This window comes from Amycolatopsis sp. NPDC102522 (genome assembly GCF_055584485.1).
In genome coordinates this window covers 640,327-658,228 of record NZ_JBVJLY010000001.1, presented here as the reverse complement: position 1 = coordinate 658,228, position 17,902 = coordinate 640,327, and the positions used below count along the sequence as shown (strand labels likewise).

17 protein-coding genes are annotated in these 17,902 nt (G+C 69.6%); 11 read left to right on the top strand and 6 right to left on the bottom strand.

Features of this window, described 5'->3' with window-relative positions; genetic code table 11:
• Complete coding sequence (locus ACZ6YV_RS02870) at window positions 1–192, bottom strand: hypothetical protein (RefSeq protein ID WP_465508023.1); 192 nt, start codon at window positions 190–192, stop codon at window positions 1–3.
• A gap of 174 nt (window positions 193–366) precedes the next feature.
• On the opposite strand from ACZ6YV_RS02870, the gene ACZ6YV_RS02865 reads away from it, so the two are divergent.
• Genes ACZ6YV_RS02865 through ACZ6YV_RS02835 form a run of 7 tightly spaced genes read left to right on the top strand, consistent with a single transcriptional unit; the run spans window position 367 to window position 6,600 of the window.
• On the top strand, window positions 367–510 hold the full coding sequence (locus ACZ6YV_RS02865) for a hypothetical protein (protein WP_378236785.1): 144 nt from the start codon (window positions 367–369) through the stop codon (window positions 508–510).
• A gap of 59 nt (window positions 511–569) precedes the next feature.
• The gene (locus ACZ6YV_RS02860) at window positions 570–1,322 is read left to right on the top strand and encodes a hypothetical protein (protein ID WP_465508022.1); all 753 of its coding nucleotides are present in this window, start codon (window positions 570–572) and stop codon (window positions 1,320–1,322) included.
• On the top strand, window positions 1,319–2,014 hold the full coding sequence (locus tag ACZ6YV_RS02855; protein WP_465508021.1) for a CYTH domain-containing protein: 696 nt from the start codon (window positions 1,319–1,321) through the stop codon (window positions 2,012–2,014). Before ACZ6YV_RS02860 ends, ACZ6YV_RS02855 begins: the two co-directional genes overlap by 4 nt.
• The gene (locus tag ACZ6YV_RS02850) at window positions 2,011–3,225 is read left to right on the top strand and encodes an MFS transporter (RefSeq protein WP_465508020.1); all 1,215 of its coding nucleotides are present in this window, start codon (window positions 2,011–2,013) and stop codon (window positions 3,223–3,225) included. The genes ACZ6YV_RS02855 and ACZ6YV_RS02850 overlap by 4 nt, the downstream gene beginning before the upstream one ends.
• Window positions 3,222–4,301 carry an insulinase family protein gene (locus ACZ6YV_RS02845; protein ID WP_465508019.1) on the top strand — a complete coding sequence of 360 codons (1,080 nt, stop codon included), beginning with the start codon at window positions 3,222–3,224 and terminating at the stop codon, window positions 4,299–4,301. Before ACZ6YV_RS02850 ends, ACZ6YV_RS02845 begins: the two co-directional genes overlap by 4 nt.
• On the top strand, window positions 4,298–5,413 hold the full coding sequence (locus ACZ6YV_RS02840) for a peptidase M16 family protein (protein ID WP_465508018.1): 1,116 nt from the start codon (window positions 4,298–4,300) through the stop codon (window positions 5,411–5,413). The genes ACZ6YV_RS02845 and ACZ6YV_RS02840 overlap by 4 nt, the downstream gene beginning before the upstream one ends.
• Window positions 5,410–6,600 (top strand): cytochrome P450 family protein, encoded by a 1,191-nt coding sequence (locus ACZ6YV_RS02835; RefSeq protein ID WP_465508017.1) that lies wholly within the window; start codon window positions 5,410–5,412, stop codon window positions 6,598–6,600. Before ACZ6YV_RS02840 ends, ACZ6YV_RS02835 begins: the two co-directional genes overlap by 4 nt.
• A 52-nt stretch (window positions 6,601–6,652) precedes the next feature.
• Here ACZ6YV_RS02835 and ACZ6YV_RS02830 read toward each other — a convergent pair whose 3' ends face one another.
• From ACZ6YV_RS02830 to ACZ6YV_RS02815, 4 genes are all read right to left on the bottom strand, one after another.
• Window positions 6,653–7,252, bottom strand: coding sequence for a DUF305 domain-containing protein (locus ACZ6YV_RS02830; protein WP_465508016.1), 600 nt, complete (start codon window positions 7,250–7,252; stop codon window positions 6,653–6,655).
• 10 nt (window positions 7,253–7,262) lie between these two features.
• Entirely contained in the window at window positions 7,263–8,015 is a 753-nt protein-coding gene (locus ACZ6YV_RS02825) for a lytic polysaccharide monooxygenase (protein ID WP_465508015.1), read from the bottom strand.
• A gap of 160 nt (window positions 8,016–8,175) precedes the next feature.
• The gene (locus ACZ6YV_RS02820) at window positions 8,176–9,276 is read right to left on the bottom strand and encodes a globin domain-containing protein (protein ID WP_465508513.1); all 1,101 of its coding nucleotides are present in this window, start codon (window positions 9,274–9,276) and stop codon (window positions 8,176–8,178) included.
• 531 nt (window positions 9,277–9,807) lie between these two features.
• Window positions 9,808–11,013, bottom strand: coding sequence for a globin domain-containing protein (locus ACZ6YV_RS02815; RefSeq protein WP_465508014.1), 1,206 nt, complete (start codon window positions 11,011–11,013; stop codon window positions 9,808–9,810).
• Window positions 11,014–11,282: 269 nt separating this feature from the next.
• On the opposite strand from ACZ6YV_RS02815, the gene ACZ6YV_RS02810 reads away from it, so the two are divergent.
• The 4 genes from ACZ6YV_RS02810 (at window position 11,283) to ACZ6YV_RS02795 (ending at window position 16,694) form a co-directional block, all read left to right on the top strand.
• Window positions 11,283–11,747, top strand: coding sequence for a MarR family winged helix-turn-helix transcriptional regulator (locus ACZ6YV_RS02810; protein WP_465508013.1), 465 nt, complete (start codon window positions 11,283–11,285; stop codon window positions 11,745–11,747).
• A gap of 75 nt (window positions 11,748–11,822) precedes the next feature.
• Window positions 11,823–13,007, top strand: coding sequence for an MFS transporter (locus ACZ6YV_RS02805; protein ID WP_465508012.1), 1,185 nt, complete (start codon window positions 11,823–11,825; stop codon window positions 13,005–13,007).
• An 89-nt stretch (window positions 13,008–13,096) separates the two neighbouring features.
• The gene (gene clpB / locus ACZ6YV_RS02800) at window positions 13,097–15,697 is read left to right on the top strand and encodes an ATP-dependent chaperone ClpB (protein WP_465508011.1); all 2,601 of its coding nucleotides are present in this window, start codon (window positions 13,097–13,099) and stop codon (window positions 15,695–15,697) included.
• Window positions 15,698–15,983: 286 nt separating this feature from the next.
• A complete protein-coding gene (locus ACZ6YV_RS02795) occupies window positions 15,984–16,694 on the top strand; it encodes a hypothetical protein (RefSeq protein ID WP_465508010.1) in 711 nt (236 codons plus the stop codon).
• Here the strand turns inward: ACZ6YV_RS02795 and ACZ6YV_RS02790 are convergent, their stop codons facing one another.
• Window positions 16,695–17,828 carry a hypothetical protein gene (locus ACZ6YV_RS02790; RefSeq protein ID WP_465508009.1) on the bottom strand — a complete coding sequence of 378 codons (1,134 nt, stop codon included), beginning with the start codon at window positions 17,826–17,828 and terminating at the stop codon, window positions 16,695–16,697.
• Window positions 17,829–17,902: the final 74 nt, after the last annotated feature.

Sequence of the window (17,902 nt, the reverse complement as noted above, 5' to 3'; positions counted from 1 at the left end):
TCAGCTGGTCCCGAGCGGCGGTGGCGGCGCCGAAATGGTGTTGTTCCAGTTCACTTCGCCTTCGGACGCGTTCGCCTGGCCGATGGCCTGACCCTGCGCCAGGTATCCGGCCGCGGCCAGGAGCGCCGCCGCAGCCGACAGGAGCACCGTTCCGCGCCGGGAGCGCGTCCGGTCGTTGTCTTCCACGATCACGCCCCCGAGTCTCGCGAGTCCCGATCTACGTCGGATCTACGGCCGATGGACGGCGGCTGCGAGCGGACGCAGAACCGGCGTAGATCCGGCGTCGTGATCATCGGTGGTGCCAAGGTGCCGTCCCGCCGGACTCCGGCCGGGACGACGCCGCAGGACCAGGTAAGGAGCAAGTGCATGAACGCGAATCTGGTGACCGCGGAGCAGCTGCTGAAGGTCGAGGCCATCGTGACCGGTCTCCGGGAGCTGGACGCCACCGCCGACGGGCACGAGGCGCTGGCCATGGCGCAGGCGGGCTTCACCCACCCGGACGACATGTAAGCAGCGGAACGAGGCCGGGCCGGGGAGCGATCCCCGGCCCTGGCCACGAGGAGGCCGGATTGCTCACCGCCGATTCCGTCGCTCTGCTGCTGCGCCGGTTCGCCGAGGTCGGCGCGCGGGCCTCGGACTCCTACGGTCCGCGTTCGCAGGCGAGGGTCTTCGTCCTCTACGAAGAGCTGATCGCGCTGCGGACGGTGCTGACCGCGGACCCGAGTGAGGAGCGCGTCGCCGAACGGGTCCGCGAGCTGCGGGAGCTGATCGGCCAGGCCTATCTCGCCTCCGCCGGGGGCGCGCCACCGCCGCGACGCACGGTGCTGGAGCTGGACCCGCCGTTGCTGGAGTTCGACCGCGCACTGTTCGAGCAGCGCTATCGCCCGGTCGCCGGCGCCGTCCTCGCGGACACGATCGAACTGCGGGATCCGGTGGAACCGTTGCGCCGGTTGACTTCCGGCGTTTCCTACATGTTCGTCGTCGACGACGAGGACCGGTTGCTGGTCTGGACGAGGCCGTTCGAGCTGGCCGATCTGATCTTCGGCCGCAACCGCGCCACCGTCGACGGTGTCCCCGTGGCGCATCCGATGCTGGTGCCCGACCGGCTGCTCGCCCGCGCGGCGGGCGAGATCGTGCTCATCGGCGGCCACCGGGTCTCGATGGTCGTCGCCAACACGAAGTCCGGGCACTTCCAGCCGCCCCTGCAGTCGGTGGCGGTGGTGCGGGAGACCTTCCGCCGGGTCTTCGGGCTGACCGACGCGGACGTGGACGTCTTCCATCTCTTCCCGCCCGCTTCGCTGGACGAAAGGACGGCCCGATGACCCGGATCGTGGGTGTCGAGCACGAAAGCAAATGGGCGCTGGACCGCGCTTCGGCCGCAGTGAATCCGATGCGGTGGCTCGATTCCCCGCCTGTCCGCGCGAACCTCACCGGGCTCACCGAGACGGTCACCGCGACCCAGGGCATCGTCTACCTCGACGACGCCGAGCGCAGCCTCACCACCGCCGGCCACTCGCTACGCGTCGCCGCCAACCAAGGGCGGCTGGCCGGGATCGGCTGGATCGGCGTCAAACAGACGGTGGTCTGGGAAGGCCGCCGGGACGCGCTGGAGATCTCCGAGCGGATCGAACCCGGCGAGCTGTCCGCCGTCCTGACCGCCGGGGAAGTCCTGCCGTTGCGCCATCTCCGGTCCCTCGGCCTGGTGCGGGGACCGCTGGAGTCGGTGGGGGTCACCAGCCAGCGGCGGATCAAACGGTTCGGCGAACTCGACGGCGGCCATCCGTGCGTGTTCAGCGTCGACCTCGTCGAGTTCCGCAGGCCGGATGGCGACATCACGCCGATCGGCGAGTACGCCTGCCTGGAGGTCGAGGTCAACGAATCCTCGCTCACCTGCCTGGAGGCACTGGACGACTTCTGCGCGGCCGTCGACGCGTGGATCGGCTCGCCGCGGGAATCGCGGACCAAGGCGCAGCTCGCGGTCGCGGCGGCGGACGCGGCGCGACCCGGGCGATGACCGCCGTCGCCACCGAGGGCAAGGAGCGGCTCGGGCGGCCGTTCTGGTGGCTGTGGGCCGGGCAGTCGCTGTCCGGGCTCGGCGGCACGGCACAGTCGCTCGCCCTGCCGTTGTGGGTGCTGCAGGTGACCGGTTCCGCGAGCCTGACCGGCGGCGCGTTCGTCGTCCAACTGCTGCCCAGGGTGCTGTTCTCCCCGTGGGCGGGCGTGCTCGCCGACCGGTTCGACCGGCGCGGGCTGTCCATCGTGCTCAATCTCGTCGCCGGGGCGATCACCCTCGTGCTGCTGCTCGCGGTGAGCCTGCGGAACATCCCGCTCTACTACGTGCTGGCCGTGCTGCTGGGCACGGTCAGCACGCTGAGCTCGGCGGTGCTGCCGAGCCTGACGCCCGCACTGGTGCCCGCCTCCCGCCTGGCCGCCGCCGACGCCGCGCAGGAGGTGACGAACGGCGCGATCCTCGCGCTCGGTCCGCTGCTGGGGGCGGCCGTCGCGGTGGGCCTCGGCTTTTCCGGCGCGGTGGCGGTCAACGCGGCGAGCTTCGTGCTCGCGGCGCTGCTCACCCTGCCCGTGCCACGGCAGAAGGCCGCCGCGCGCGAACGCCGCCACCCCTTCGCCATGCTGCGCGACGGCCTGCGTTCCTTGACCGGAGACCGGCTGCTGCGCACGGCGGTGCTGGCGGAAGCGGCACTTTTCGCTTGCCTCGGTGCGGTACCGCAGTTCGCGGTGATCCTCGTGGGCGAGGGCGGCAGGACCGGGGAAGCGGGACTGTTCGTCTCCGCGATGGGGGTCGGCTGGCTGACGATGTCGGCGTCGGTGGCGAAACGGCGGAACCTGCTCAACCCGGCCCTGATGGTGACCGCGGGCGCCGCCCTGGCCGCGCCGGTGATCGGTCTCGTGGTGCTCTGCGCGCACGCCGGCCCGGTCTGGGTGTTCCTCGCCGGACTGGTCGCCGGGGCGCACAACCTGCTGTTCGCCATGCCCAACACCCTCCTGTGCCAGCGGCACGCGGATCCGGCCTCGCTCGGCCGGGTGCTGGCCTTCCGCCGGTCCTTCGTCGTTTCGGCGCAATGCCTTTCGCTCGTCCTGGTCACCTTCCTGACCCCGGTCTGGGGTGTCGGCCCGGTACTCGCCGCGGCCGGGATCGCCGCCACGGTCACGGCCCTGCCGGTCGCCGTGCTCTCGCTGCGCCGGGCCTCGGCGGTGACGGTGTGAGCGGCGCGATCGTCGACCTGCCGTACGGATACCGCGACGACCCCGAAGGGCTCGCGGGTCTCGCCGCCCTCGCCGCGCGGTGGCTCGCCTCCCCTGCGGGCGGGGCGCCGCCGAAGGAACTGGGCTGGCACACCCGGCACCGGCTCGAAGCACGCCTCTCCTCGTTCTCCTATTGGACGGCGCTGAACGATCTGGACCGGGTGACCGGCGACTTCCGCGGCCCGGACAGTGAACAGCTGCGAGGACTGCGGGAGGCGCAGTCGCGGTTGCTGCGCCGCCGCTCGGGCGATCTCTATCTTCGGATGCTCGGCGCGATCGACACGGCCGCCTCCGGGTTAGTCCATTGTGGACCTTTGGGGGACGACGAGTCGATGGCGCGCGTCTCGGCGGACGACGTCATCGGATACCTGGATCGTTGCCGCGAAACGGGAGTCACCGTGTACCGGCCCGGAGACGAACAGGTTCGTCCGCCCGTGCGGCGGTTCGAAGGCAGGGAACCGTGGGTGGGCGGCCTGGTCGCCACACCGATGCCGGACGAGACCTTGGCCAGGGTGGCGGTCCGCCTTCCGTTGCAGGCGGACGTGTTGCCCGACGGCGCGCTCCCGCTCCTGGTGGAACTCCTGGGCACGGGAGCTCAAGGCAGGCTGATCAGCCTGCTGCGGGGAGCGCGCGGGCTGGCCTACGGTGTCGCCGCGTTGAGCTGGGACGACCGGGAAACCGGGCCGAGCGTGGGTGGTTACGCCCTCGTGGATCCCCGGCACGTGGCCGAAGCCGCGACCCTCCTGCTCGACACGCTGCGCGAGGCGGTGTCCGCGCCGCCGTCCGGCGAACTGGCCGACGCGGCGGTGCGCTGCCGCACGCTGCTGCTCGTCCAGGCGGACGAGCCGTTCGGCGCGGTCGGCGATCGGCGACGGCTGGCGCGCGGCGAAATCCCGCTGAGCCGGCTCGCCGAAGCTGTCGCGGAACGCGCGCTGGAAGGCCTCGTTCTGCGCGTCCCCGACGCCGCTCCACCCGCCATCGCCGTCGTCGGCGCGCTGCGCGACGACCAGCTGTCCCGGCTGGAGACCTTGAAATGACCGAATACGAAGAGGTCCTGGTCGCCGGGCTGCGGGTCCGGTTCGTCCCGGCGCCCGACGCCCACACCGTCGGTGCCTGCCTGCGGGTCTCGGCCGGTTCCGCCGCGGATCCCTTGCGCCCGTGGGGAACGGCCCATCTCACCGAGCATCTCCGGATCGCCGCCGCGTCGGAAGACGGCTCGCGGCTGCACCTCACCGGGCGCACGGAGAACGCGGAGACCCGGTTCACCGTGGCGGCGTTGCCGGAACAGGGCGACGAGGTCGCCCGGACGCTGGCCCGGCTGCTCGGCGAGGGGCGTCCGATCGACGACGCTGTCCTTCGCTCCGAACGGCAGGCCGTGGTGCTGGAGATGCGTGCGGCCGCCGTCAATCCGTTGCTGCTGCTCGGTCCCGCCGCCGCGGAAGCCGCCGTGCCCGGGGGCCGGATGGCCGACACCACCCGTGCCGACCAGGCGAGCGTCGACGGCATCACGCTCGCCGATGTCGAAGGTTTCACCGCGGAGCACTACCGGCCCGAAAACGCCGTCCTCGCCTTCGCCGCGCCCTCGGTGCACCGGGAACGTTTGCTCGAAACGGTTTCCGCCGCGTTGAGGCCGCCTGAACCAACGGCGGTGTCCGGCGGCGGCGAAGCGGACCGTCCGCCGATCGTCCTTCCATCCGAAGTGGACGGACTGACGGTGCTCACCTTGACGGCCGCGCTCGGCGACCACGTCGGCCGCTCTGCCGTTCGCGCCCTGGCCTCCCCCGAGGGTCCTATCGCGACACGGACGGCCCGCACGGTGGGCACCACCGCCGTCTCCGACGGGGAACACGAGGTCACCGTGATGTGCTGGCGCGACGAGCAGCCGGACAGCGGGCTGCGAAAGGCTTTCGCGGCCATCCGCCGGGCCGATCCCGACGTCGTCGAATCCTGGCATTACGCCGCCGTGCGCGAACACCAGGAGCTGGCGTTCGCCCGGGTTTCGCCACTCGGCCTGGCCCAGGCTGCCCTACTGCCACCACCGCCGTCTCCCGGCGCGCACACGATGTCCGGCGAACTACGTCGCGCCATCGGAACGGCCCGGTTGTGGCGAGTGCGCGCCGGAATACCGCACGCCGAGGAGATACCGTGATCAGCAGCCCTGAAATCGTCGACCTGACCGACGCGGCCGAAGACCTTTACCGGGATCCGTATGCCGTCCTCGCCGGACTCCGCGAGCGAGGACCGGCGCATTTCGTACGGCTGCCCAACGGAAGCGAGGTCTGGCTGATCGTCGGCTACGACGAGGCGCTCGCCGCGCTGGGGGATCCCACGCTGATCAAGAACTGGCTGCGGGCCACCGGCCGGATCGGCCCCGGCGCGATCGGCGCGAACATGATCTCCAGCGACCCGCCGGACCACACCCGGCTGCGCAGGCTGGTCTCCCGGGAGTTCACCGCCCGGCGGGTCGCGGCGCTGGCCCCGCGCGTCGAAGCGATCGCCGTCGAGTTGCTGGACCGGATGGAGTCCGGCGACGGCCCGCAGGACCTGGTCGCCGGGTTCGCCTTCCCGCTGCCCATCTCCGTGATCTCCGAACTGCTCGGCGTGCCGTTCCTGGACCGGTCGGAGTTTTCCGGTCTCTGCGGCCGGATCATGGCTGCGGCGGGGGACGCCACGTCGACCGAGAAGGACATCGAGGAGATCAACCACTACTTCGACGGGCTGATCGAGCGGAAACGGGCCGACCCCGGCGACGATCTGCTCAGCGCGCTGATCCGGGTCACCGACGAGGACGCCGACAGGCTGAGCCACGCCGAACTGCGCGCCACGACCTTCCTTCTCCTGGTCGCCGGGCATGTCACCAGCACGAATCTGATCGCCAACGGCGTCCTCGCCCTGCTCGACCACCCGGACCAGCTCGCCGCGCTGCGCGCCGACTGGGGGCTGCTGCCCCGCGCGGTGGAGGAGATCCTGCGCTACGACGGGCCTCAGCCGTTCTCCACGCGCCGATTCACGACCACGCCTTACCCAGTGGGCGACTCGGTTCTCCCACCCGGCGCGACAGTCATGATCGCGCTCGCCGCGGCAGGCCACGACCCGGCGCGTTTCCCCCGACCCGCAGACTTCGACATCCGCCGCACCGCGCCGGGACATCTCGCGTTCGGCCACGGCATCCACTACTGCCTCGGCGCGCCCTTGGCCCGCGTTCAGGTGAGCACCGCGCTTCGTGTGCTGCTGACCCGGTTTCCGGCGCTTCGCCTGGCCGGTGGCACGGATCGCTCTTGGCGCCGCACGCTCATCTCGCGCGGTGTCGCCGACTTACCCGTACTGCTCCACTGAAAACGCGTTTAGTCCTCTGAATGCTTGTCCGCATTCAGAGGACTAAACGCGTTCACTGGCCGGGCACGAGAGTCCGGATCTGCTGGACCTCGCCGGTCCGGGAATCCATGATCCGCTGGGCCAGCGCCTTCGAACCGGGGTCCTTGCCGTCCTTCAGCTCGGTCCTCGCCAGCGCGACCCCGTTGTGCTGGTGCGCGACGAAGATGTCGGCGAAGTCGAGGGTGAACTCCGAACCATCCTTTTTGGACAGTGCGTCGAGCAGGCCCTTGTCGGTGAGCCCGTCGCCACCGTGATGGTGGTGGGCGTTCGGGTCCATCGAGCCCGTCTCGGGTTTGCCCCAGTTCTTCAGCCAGTTCCGTATGTCGGTGCTCTCGGTCAGCTGCGTCGCCTCGATGGCGGCCGCGAGATCCTTGAGCTCCTGTTTCTGCGCCTGCTTGGTCTTCACCAGTTTGACGATCTCCACGCCCTGGTCGTTGTGGGCGAGCATCATCTGCAGGAACATCACGTCGGCGTCGTTGTACTCCGCGGCCGCCGGGGCGCCCGATTGGGGAACCGGGGTGAGCGGGGCGCCGGCGGTGTTGGGTGAGCCATCACCGGCCCCGCAGCCCGAGAGGGCCACGAGACCGGCGACGAGAACGAGGGCGAGCTTCACGGACGCGTCCTTACTGCCGAGTCCACAGTGCGGGGGTGTTCGGCGGTTCCCAGCCCTGGATCGCCGTGTGCGCCAGCTGGCAGCGGTACGTCGCGCCGCCGTAGGTCACCGTGCTGCCGACCGCGTAGGCCGTCCCGGCCGCCCAGGTGCCGCCCGTGGGCGGGTTGGTGGTGCTGCTCGGCGGGTTCGACGTCGAAGGCGGGTTGCTGGTGGTCGGCGGGTTGCTCGTGGTGGGCGGGTTGCCGCCGCCGATCTGCAGGTCGATGCAGCTGTAGAAGGCCATCGGCGTGTCCGCGATGTTCCAGATGGCGAGGACCTTCTGGCGTCCGCTGAAGCCGTTCAGGCTGACCGTGTGGGACGTCGGGTCCTTCGGCGCGGAGTTGTTCCCGCTGATGTCGGCGATCTTGGTGCCGCCGATGTAGTACTCGTAGTTCGTGGTCCGGTGGTAGGCGGTGAACTTCCAGTTGAAGGTCACGCTGTTGCCGACCGAGGCGGCGGGCCACGACTTCGACTCGTCGTTGAGCTCGGCGAATCCCGGAAGACCGCCGTTGCAGCTGCGGAGCCCCTTGGGGCCTTCGACGCTCTGCGGTTCGTAGACGATGGCACCGCAGCCGGAAACCTTGCCTTGGGCGCAGTTCGCCTGGCGGCTGGGCGGGGACAGCACGTAGCCGTGGGCGCTGGCCACCTGAGGGATGGCCACGATGGCGATCGGGGCGAGGATCGCACCGGCGGCGGCTGCCACGAGCTTGCGTTTGACGGTCATGCCGGCTCCTGGGGATGGAACGACGGTGTTCCCGTTGAGGGGGAGCAATGTGGTCTAGACCATAAATCCGCCGGTGACCGCGGTCAATGATTCGAAGACCTACTGCTGCGTCGAGCCCAGGTAGAACAGCCGAACGGCCTAATACGAAGGAAGCATCGGGTCAGTCCAGGGTGAAGGGGTCGTACTTGATCCGGGCCAGGTCGGTCCCGGCGGCGAGCAGTTTCGCGATCGTCGCGCGGATCATCGACGGCGACCCGGCGACGTACACGTCACGCTCCTTCCAAGCGCCACGTTGCGTGACCGCCGTGGCCAGCGTGCCGCGGTCACCGCCGGCGATGGTGCCTTCCTCGGTCACCGGGGTCACCGTCAGCCAAGGGCAGGTGACCGTCAGCCCGCGGAGTTCGTCGAGGGCGTAGAGGTCTTCCGGTCGACGGCCGCCGAAGAACAGGTGCACCGGCGGGTTGTGCTGCCAGCGCGACATGTCGTCGAGCAGGGCGAGCAGCGGCGCGACCCCGGTACCGCCGCCGATCATCAGCAGCGGACGGCTTTCGGTGTGGTGCACCGAAAGCGCGCCGAGCGAGGGGCCGAGGCGCCAGGCGTCGCCGAACCGGGTGTGGCGGACGATGGCGCGCGAGACCCAGCCGCCGTGCACGGCGTGCACGTGGAACTCCATCAACCCGTCGTCGTGCGGCGCGGTGGCCGGCGAGAAGTAGCGCCACATCCGGGGCCGCTGCGGGACTTCGACGCTGACGTAACCGCCTGCCCGGTACGGGAGCGGCTGGTCGGTGCGCACCTTGACGATGGCGACGTCGCGGGACACGAGCCGGTGTTCGACGACGGTCGCCTTCCACCACGCCGGCCCCGACTCCTTGCTCGCGGCCTCGCGCATGTTCTTCGAAATGACGCCGTACGCGGTGACCCAGGCATCTTCCACCTCGGGTGTCCAGCCGTCTTTCAAGAACCTTTTCAACGTGGCGATCAGCGCGACGCCGACCGCGTCGTAATGACGGCCGAGGACGTCGAACTTCCGGTGATCCCGGCCGAGCTGGCTGAGGAAGGTGGTCAGCTCTTCGGGCCGGTCCACCATCTGCACGACGTAGACGAGTGCGCGAAGTAAACGATTTCGTTGCGTGGCCATGTTGATCGGGAACAGCGCCCTGGTATCCGGCGAAACGGAGAAAAGTGCCCCGTAGAAGTACTGGGACAGCTCCTCGGCCCTCGTTTCGACGGAGGCGAAACTCTCGCGGACGAGCTTGGCCATCTGGACGGTCTTGTCCGCCGCGGGCGTCTCGATCAAGGGTGGGACGGGAATCGGTCCGGTGGCGGGATTCCGTGCTGGTGAAGATCTGGACGAACTCGGTGGATGCACGTACTTCACTGTTTCTGCAGTCATGGCTGAACGATGTTCTCCAGTTGTATCGGGCATATTCTCCAGACCCGATGTCGTGATGGCGATCGTGTTCCCCCGAGGGTTCCTGACTGTATGCCCGAACGTCGGGAAAGGATCCGGTAAAAGATGTTTCCCGCTCGAACGGAGCAAACGATATACGCGCCGTCAACCCCGTCTGGCACTAAGTAAGGGTGATCATGCAAGGGGTATTTCTCTTGCTTCACCAGTGTTTTTCGCCAGTTCTCGGCGAAACCTGATCCGCCGATCGGGTGGCTTTCTTTCCGCTATCGGCCGGTTGCGTAACGGTGCGCGGTCTTTTGCTGATCTCCATTGTGGAATAGCATTAGCCGACGCGTTTCGAGGGCAGCCGGTGATCTTTGAACGGAGTGGGGAAAAGACCTGCTAGTCGATGGTGAAGGGGTCGTACGCGATCTGGTCGAGGGCGCTGCCCGCGACCAGCATCCGCGACACCGTCGCCCGGATCATCGCGGGCGAGCCGGAGACGAGGATGCGATGTCCCGGCCAGGATCCTTGCTGTGTAACGGCTTCCGCGAGCGTGCCCTGGACGCAGCCGGGCGCTTCGTCACCGTGCTCGACCACCGGGGTCACGGTGAGCCACGGGTTCGTGGCCGCGAGGGCGCGCAACTCGTCGAGGTCGTAAAGGTCCTCACGCGACGGTCCGCCGTAGAACAGCTGGACCTTCGGGTTCTCGCCCCATTGCGCGAGGTCGTCCAGAATGGCGCGCAACGGCGCGACGCCGGTACCGCCCGCGATCATCAGCACGGCGCGGCCGTCGGCCCTGTCGATCGCGAGCCTGCCGAGCGGCGGTCCCAGCCGCCAGACGTCGCCCGGCTGCGTGTGGCTCACGATGGCGCGGGACACCCAGCCGCCGTCGACCGCGCGCACGTGGAACTCGATGCCGCCGTCCTCGCGCGGCGCGTTCGCCGGCGACAGATAGCGCCAGAGCCTCGGCCGCTGCGGGACTTCGACGCTCATGTACTGACCGGGCTGATACGGCACCGGGAATTCGGGCTGGACGCGGACCAGGGCGAGATCCCAGGTGAGCCGCCGGTGTTCGAGCACGGTGGCCGACCACGACGCCGGGTTGACGTCGGCCGCGGCGGCCTCCTGCATCGCGCGGGCGACGATGGTGAACGCCTCCGCCCAGGCCCGTTCGACCTCCGGTGTCCACTCCGGTCCGAGGTGGCTCTTGAGCGAGGCGAGCAGTGCGGTGCCGACGGCCTCGTAGTGCCGCGGGATGACGCCGAACTTGCGGTGGTCGCGGCCGAGTTGGGTCAGGAACGGCACGAGGTCGTCCGGCCGGTCGACCATCTGCACGATGTGGACCAGCGCGCGCACCAGCCTGCCGCGCTGGACCTCCATGTTGATCGGGAAGAAGTCGCGGGTGGCGGGCGCGAGGGTGAAGAGCATCCCGTAGAAGAACTGGGAGATCTCCGGGACGAAGGGTTCCGACTTCGCCCAGGTGTCACGGATGAGCCGGACCATCGCGGTGACCGCGGGCGGGGCTTCTCGTGGCGCCGATGACCGGGGTACCGGACTGACCGCGTCGGCCGTCACGGGCTGGGAGTCGCTGATCGGGAAAGGCATACCGGTAGAGAGTTTCCCAGGTTCACGGACGAGTGACCACTGGAGAAGAATTCACGGATCATTCACCTCTCCGGTCAGTGGCTGGCGGCCGGTCGGCTGGTTCCGGCTCGCTCGCGAGACTAGCTGCCGAGAGCCCTTTTGCCTGCATCGTTGCTCCGGACGGGTGTACTCGAATCCGGCGGGCAGTGGGCGATCTCACGAGGTAAATAGTTGTCTTACGCAAGTGTCGCCGAATAAGGTTGTACTGTACAAGTAGCCGGGAGGCGCCGATGAGCTCCGACGACGACGTCAGGGTCGAACTGATGCGTGAGCTGAAGGCCGCCTCCCAGCTGCAGCACGCCTGGATCATGCAGGCCTGGCAGGACGATCCCGGCCTGCATCCGGCGGCCGCGATGCTGCTGTCCGATCTGGCGAAGCACGGCGAGGCGCGTCCCTCGGAACTCGCCAAACGGCGCTTTGTGGATCTTTCGGTCGTGAGTCGTCAAATCTCCCAGCTGTCCGCCGCGGGCATGGTCGACCGCCGTCCCGCGCCCGAGGACGGCCGCGCGTCGATCATCAGCATCTCCGAGCGGGGCCGTGAGGAACTGGGGCGGCGGCGGACCGGGTATCTGGAGTTCATGGAGCGCGCGCTCGGTGCTTGGGACGACGAGAAGGTCGTCGAGTTGACCACGCGCCTGGCGGAGATGAACGCCGACGTTCGCGCCGTCCTGTCCGTCCGCACGTGCGACGTCTGACGGGTGTCGTTGCTACCCGCCGGTCTTGACTGAACGGACCTTTCGTAGCGCTGTCACGCCGGTAGCGTCGAAGTTGTGCGGAGCAGGGTCGCGTTGCTGGTCGCTTTGGGAATCGACAACTTCGGCTCGGGGCTCTTCCTCCCGCTGGGCCTCGTCTTCGTCATCCGTGTGGTGGGTCTGCCGCTCGCCCAGGCGGGGGCCGCCGTCACTCTCGGTGCGCTGGCCGGACTGCTCGTCCCCGCGTTCGCCGGACGGCTCGTCGATCTGATCGGACCGCGGACGGTGATGATCTGCGCCCACGTCCTGCAGGCCGCCGGAGCGAGCGCTTTCTTGCTCGCCAGCGGCTTCACCGGCGTCGTCGGCGCGTCGGTCATGCTCGCGGCCGGACAGCAGCTTTTCTACAGCTCGCAGTTCTCGCTCATCGCCGACGTCGCGGGCGAAGGACCGAAGGACCGGCCGTTCGCCGAAGCCGCGATGGTCCGCTCCGCGGGCTTCGGGCTGGGCGGGCTCGCGGCGGCCGGGCTCCTGGTCTGGATCGGGCGCGAGGGCCTGTACGTCGCCGTGATGGTCGACGTCGCCACCTTCGTCGTCGCCGCGGCCATCCTCTCGACGCTGGTCACGCCGGTCCCGCGGCATTCGCGGCGGCTCTCGGGGCCCGCGCGGGTCTGGCGGAACCGCCCGTACCTGGCGCTCATCGTGTTCAGCGGGCTCTTCGCGCTCACGATGGACTTCTTCCTCATCGGGATGCCGGTGTACGTCTTCAACTCCCTGCAGGGCCCCCGCTGGTTGCCCGGCGCGATCATCGCGCTGCTCACCGTCGTCACCAGTCTGGGTGGAGTCGTCGGGCTGCGGCTCACCCGGAAGCTGACCCGGATCGCCGCGATGCGCGCGGGCTCGGCGTTGTTCGCGGTGTGGTGCCTGGCGTGCCTCGTGGTGGTGTTCGTGCCGAAGGTCTTCCAGCCGGTCTACCTGCTCGGCGCGACCCTCGTGCTGGCCGCGGGCGATCTCGCGTTCGGCCCGCGGTCCGGGGCGCTGGCCGAAGCCGCGGCGCCGCCCGAGGCGAAGGGCCGCTATTTGGCGGCCTTCCAATACGCGTTCACACTCGCCGCGGTGATCGCTCCGGCCGTCGTCGCGCTGTTCTCCGTGGCAGTGTGGATCCCGTGGGTGCTCGTGGCCGCGTGCGCCTGTACGGCCGTCGTCGGACTCGGCCGGGTGGGCCCGCGCCTGCCCGCGGAGGCCGTCTCGCCGACGGGGGGCTGAACTTTTTCAGAGTTGAGCGGAACAGACTCAACTTTGCTGACGTTGTACGTGTCGAGAAGAACTTCGCAGGACCTAGTACGAGGTGAGGGATGGACGCTTTCAACCCGACCACGAACACCCAGCAGGCGATCTCGTCGGCGGCGCAGGCGGCGACGATGGCCGGCAATCCGCACGTGGCGGCCGCGCATCTGCTCGGCGCCCTGCTGGCGCAGGGTGAGGGGATCACCGCGCCGCTGCTGACCGCGGTCGGGGCCGACCCCGCGCAGGTGCAGAAGGAGCTGGAGCCGCTGCTCTCGGCGCTGCCGTCGGCGACCGGCGCCACCGTGTCGAGCCCGCCGTTCGACGCGCACGCGGTCAAGGCGTGGGGACACGCGCAGAAGCTCGCGACCGAACTCGGCGACGAGTACGTCTCGACCGAGCACCTCCTCGTCGGCCTCGCCACCGACGGCGGTCCGGTGGCCGACCTGCTCAAGCGGCACGGTGCCACCCCGGACGCGCTGCGCGAGGCGTTCGCCAAGGTGCGGGGTTCCGCGCGGATCACCAGCCCCGACCCGGAGAGCACCTTCAAGGCGCTGGAGAAGTACAGCGTCGACCTCACCGAGCGTGCCCGCGCCGGCAAACTGGATCCGGTGATCGGCCGTGACACGGAGATCCGCCGCGTGGTGCAGGTGCTGTCGCGCCGTACCAAGAACAACCCGGTGCTGATCGGCGAGCCCGGCGTCGGCAAGACGGCCATCGTCGAGGGGCTCGCCCAGCGCATCATCGCCGGTGACGTGCCGGAATCGCTGCGCGGCAAGCGCGTCGTGGCGCTGGACCTCGGCTCGATGGTCGCGGGCGCCAAGTTCCGCGGCGAGTTCGAGGAGCGGCTCAAGGCCGTGCTCAAGGAGATCACCGACTCCGCGGGCGAGGTCGTCACCTTCATCGACGAGCTGCACACCATCGTCGGCGCCGGCGCGACAGGCGAGGGCGCGATGGACGCGGGCAACATGATCAAGCCGATGCTCGCCCGCGGTGAGCTGCGGATGGTCGGCGCGACCACGCTCGACGAGTACCGCCAGCACATCGAGAAGGACGCCGCGCTGGAGCGGCGCTTCCAGCAGGTACTGGTCGGCGAACCGTCCACAGAGGACACCATCGGCATCCTGCGCGGGCTCAAGGAGCGGTACGAGGTGCACCACGGTGTGCGCATCACCGATGCCGCGCTGGTCGCCGCCGCGACGCTGTCCGACCGCTACATCACCGCCCGGTTCCTGCCGGACAAGGCGATCGACCTGGTCGACGAGGCCGCGTCGAAGATCCGCATGGAGATCGACTCCCGGCCGGTCGAGATCGACGAGGTCGAACGCGCCGTGCGGCGGATGGAGATCGAGGAGATGGCACTGTCCAAAGAGGACGATGCTGCCTCGAAGGACCGGCTGGCCGCGCTGACCCTGGAGCTGGCAGGGAAGACGGAAACGTTGAATGCGCTGACAGCGCGTTGGCAGAACGAGAGGGGTTCGATCGAGCGCGTCCGCGACCTCAAGGAGCAGCTGGAGCAGCTGCGCGGCGAGTCCGAGCGAGCCGAACGCGACGGCGACCTCGGCAAGGCCGCCGAACTCCGCTACGGCCGGATTCCCGCGCTGGAGAAGGAGTTCGAGGCCGCGACCGCCGCCAGCGAGGTCAGTCAGCAGAACGTCATGCTCAAGGAAGAGGTCAGCGCGGACGACGTCGCCGACGTGGTCAGCGCGTGGACAGGCATCCCGGCGGGGCGGCTGCTGGAGGGCGAGACGGGCAAACTGCTCCGGATGGAGGAGGAGCTCGGCAGGCGCGTCATCGGGCAGAAGGAGGCCGTGCAGGTCGTCTCGGACGCGGTGCGCCGCACCCGGGCCGGTGTCGCGGACCCTGACAGGCCGACCGGTTCGTTCCTGTTCCTCGGCCCGACCGGCGTCGGCAAGACCGAGCTGGCGAAGGCGCTGGCCGAGTTCCTGTTCGACGACGAGCGCGCGATGCTGCGGATCGACATGAGCGAGTACGCCGAGAAACACTCGGTGGCACGCCTGGTCGGGGCGCCGCCGGGCTACGTCGGCTACGACCAGGGCGGGCAGCTGACCGAGTCGGTGCGCAGGCGGCCGTATTCGGTCGTGCTGCTGGACGAGGTCGAAAAGGCGCATCCGGACGTGTTCGACGTGCTCCTGCAGGTGCTCGACGACGGACGGCTCACCGACGGCCAGGGCCGGACGGTGGACTTCCGCAACACCATCCTGGTGCTGACCTCGAACCTCGGCTCGCAGGCCATCGCCGACCCGGCGCTCGACGAGCGCCAGCGCAACGACGCGGTGATGTCGGTGGTCCAGCGGCAGTTCAAACCGGAGTTCCTGAACCGGCTGGACGACATCGTGGTCTTCCACGCGCTCGGCACCGACGAACTGACGTCCATTGTGGACATCCAGATCGAGCGGCTCGCTTCGCGGCTGTCGCGGCGCCGCCTGACGCTGGACGTCACCGCCGGGGCACGCGAGTGGCTCGCGCTGAACGGCTTCGACCCGATCTACGGCGCGCGGCCGCTGCGGCGGCTGGTGCAGTCGGCGATCGGCGACAAGCTGGCGAAACAGCTGCTGGCCGGTGAGATCCGGGACGGCGACACGGTCCGGGTGGACATCCCCGGCCAGGAGGCGTCGGAGGCGCTCACCGTGTTGCCTGTCGAGCGCTGACGTAAACCCGCCGAAGGGGCGCCGCTCCGCACGTCACTCCCGTCGTGTGGGCAGGCGCCCCTTCATCGTGTTTCCGTGGCCTTCGGTCAAAAGAGGCGCTCGACGGTGAAGTCTCCGTCGGGCGCAGGGCGCCCTTGGGGAGACTCTTGAAGGTTTGGCGACACAGCGATTTGTCGACCTTTCGCCGCGTCTTTCGTGGTCTTTCCCGGGTGCGGCACCGAAAGGGGGGCGCGACACGGCGTACGGCGATCACATCCGGTGAGGGCAGGGGGATACCCTGACCGGCGTGGGTATTCCGGCGTGGATCTGGTTCGTCATCGCCGCCGTCGCCTTGGTGGCGGGGCTGGCGCTGCTCGCGGCCGACCGGGCGAAGGAGGGCTCGCGCAATCGCGAGCGCATGCGCTGGGCCGAGTTGCGCGGCTGGCAGTTCGTCGAAGAGGACGAACGGCTGCCGAAGCAGTGGTCCAAGGGCGCGATCGGGTACTTCGGCGCCCAGATGGCGGTCAACGTCGTGGCCGGGTCCACCTTCACCTCCGACGGGCGGCGCCCCGTCTTCATCTTCGACATCGAGTCCGAGGGCCAGATTCCGGCGGTCGTCGTCGCCGTGCGCTGCAACCGCGTGCACGAGACGCCGCTGGAGATGTGGCTGTCCAGCGTGCCGTTCCAGCGCCAGGACATGCCCGAGATGCTCGGCCCGATCGGCCAGCGCTACGCCTTCGCGGACGACTCCGAGGGTGCCCGCAAGGTGATCACGCAGGAACTCGTCGACGCGGCCGACTCGCTCGGCGGCGACGTCGGCGTGGCGTGGCTGGAGAACGAGTGGGTGCTCGCGAGCGTCGCCCCGAACGCCGGGCCGTCGCGGCTCGAGCGGCTGCTGCGCGACCTGGGCGAGATCGCCGACATCGTGGACCCGTTCGACGAGGAGTACGACAACGCCTCGACCCCGGGCCGTCACTGGCAGGCCGATTCGCCTGAGGACGTCGAACCCCAGGGTTGATCAGGACTGCTCGATCTCCAGCGGGAGCGCGCCGGCGGTGAAGCCGGTGTGCGACGGCTGACCGAGCACGCTCAGGTCGAGTGTCCCGGACTGGGTCACCCGCCCGGCCCGCGCCGGATCGGTGGTGGGCAGCACCCCGCGCAGTGACGTCTTCGTGGTGCCGTGGGCGGACGCCACTTCGCCGATGCCGAGGTCGCCGCTGATCGTGTTCGAGCCGGATCCGGTGAGCCCGGCGCCGTTCTGCGCCAGATCCGCGGCCTGTGCGGTGGTCACCAGCCCGGTCCCCGGACCGATGGTGCCGCCGAAAGCGTGCTCCTGGCCGTAGCCGGCGCCCGAGCCGACGTCCATCGGCAGGACCCCTTTGAAGCGGCCGACGCCGTGCTGCGCCGACGTCGTCCCGATGGCGGCGAAGTCACCGATGTCGATCCCGTGCCCGGAAGACCGGCCCGCCTCCAGCACGCCGCCGAGGACGCCGGAGAACCCGCCGTCGAGCCGCAGGGCCCGGTCGAGGTCCCCGCCGGTGTGCTGCTGGGTCTCGTTGATCACGCCGACCCCGGGCAACGGGCGGACGGAGTGATAGGTCCCCTCGGACGCGCGGAGCCCGCGGCTGTCCTCGGAGACGAGCGTGGGGACGCCGGTGCGCGGGTCGATCGCCGCTTCGGTCAGCCGTTCGCCGGTCTTTTCGAGTTTGGTCTCGTTGCCGGCCACGACACTGCCGTAGCGGTCGAGCTTCACCGTTTGCCGCTGGCCCTGCATGGCCGCTTCGGCGGTTTTCGCCGCGGCGAGCGCGCCGACCTTGTCGGGGCGGGCCGTGACGCCGTCGCGGGTCTCGACGGTCTCGCTCACCGACCGGCGGACGTCCGTGACGACCTTCGCGCCGTCGAGGTCCTTGCTGTAGACGTCCCGCTCGGTGCTGGTCAAGAAGCCGCGAAGGACGGACGTGTCCCCTTCGCTGCTGAAGCCGACGCCGCGATCGAGGGTGCCTTCGCGCTGGTGGTCGAGGGGGAGCGGGATCGCCGGATCCGGCTGGGCGGCGAGCGCGGTGGCCGGACCGGCGAGCAACAACGCCAGCGGCGCCGCGCCGGCCGCGACCTTGGGCAGATAGCCGGGCTTGCGCCTGCTGTGCTTCCCCATGGGGCGGGACGATACTTCCCGACTTCGTCGATTGCACGACAGATCCCCACGGTGGGTGACCCCCACGCACGTCA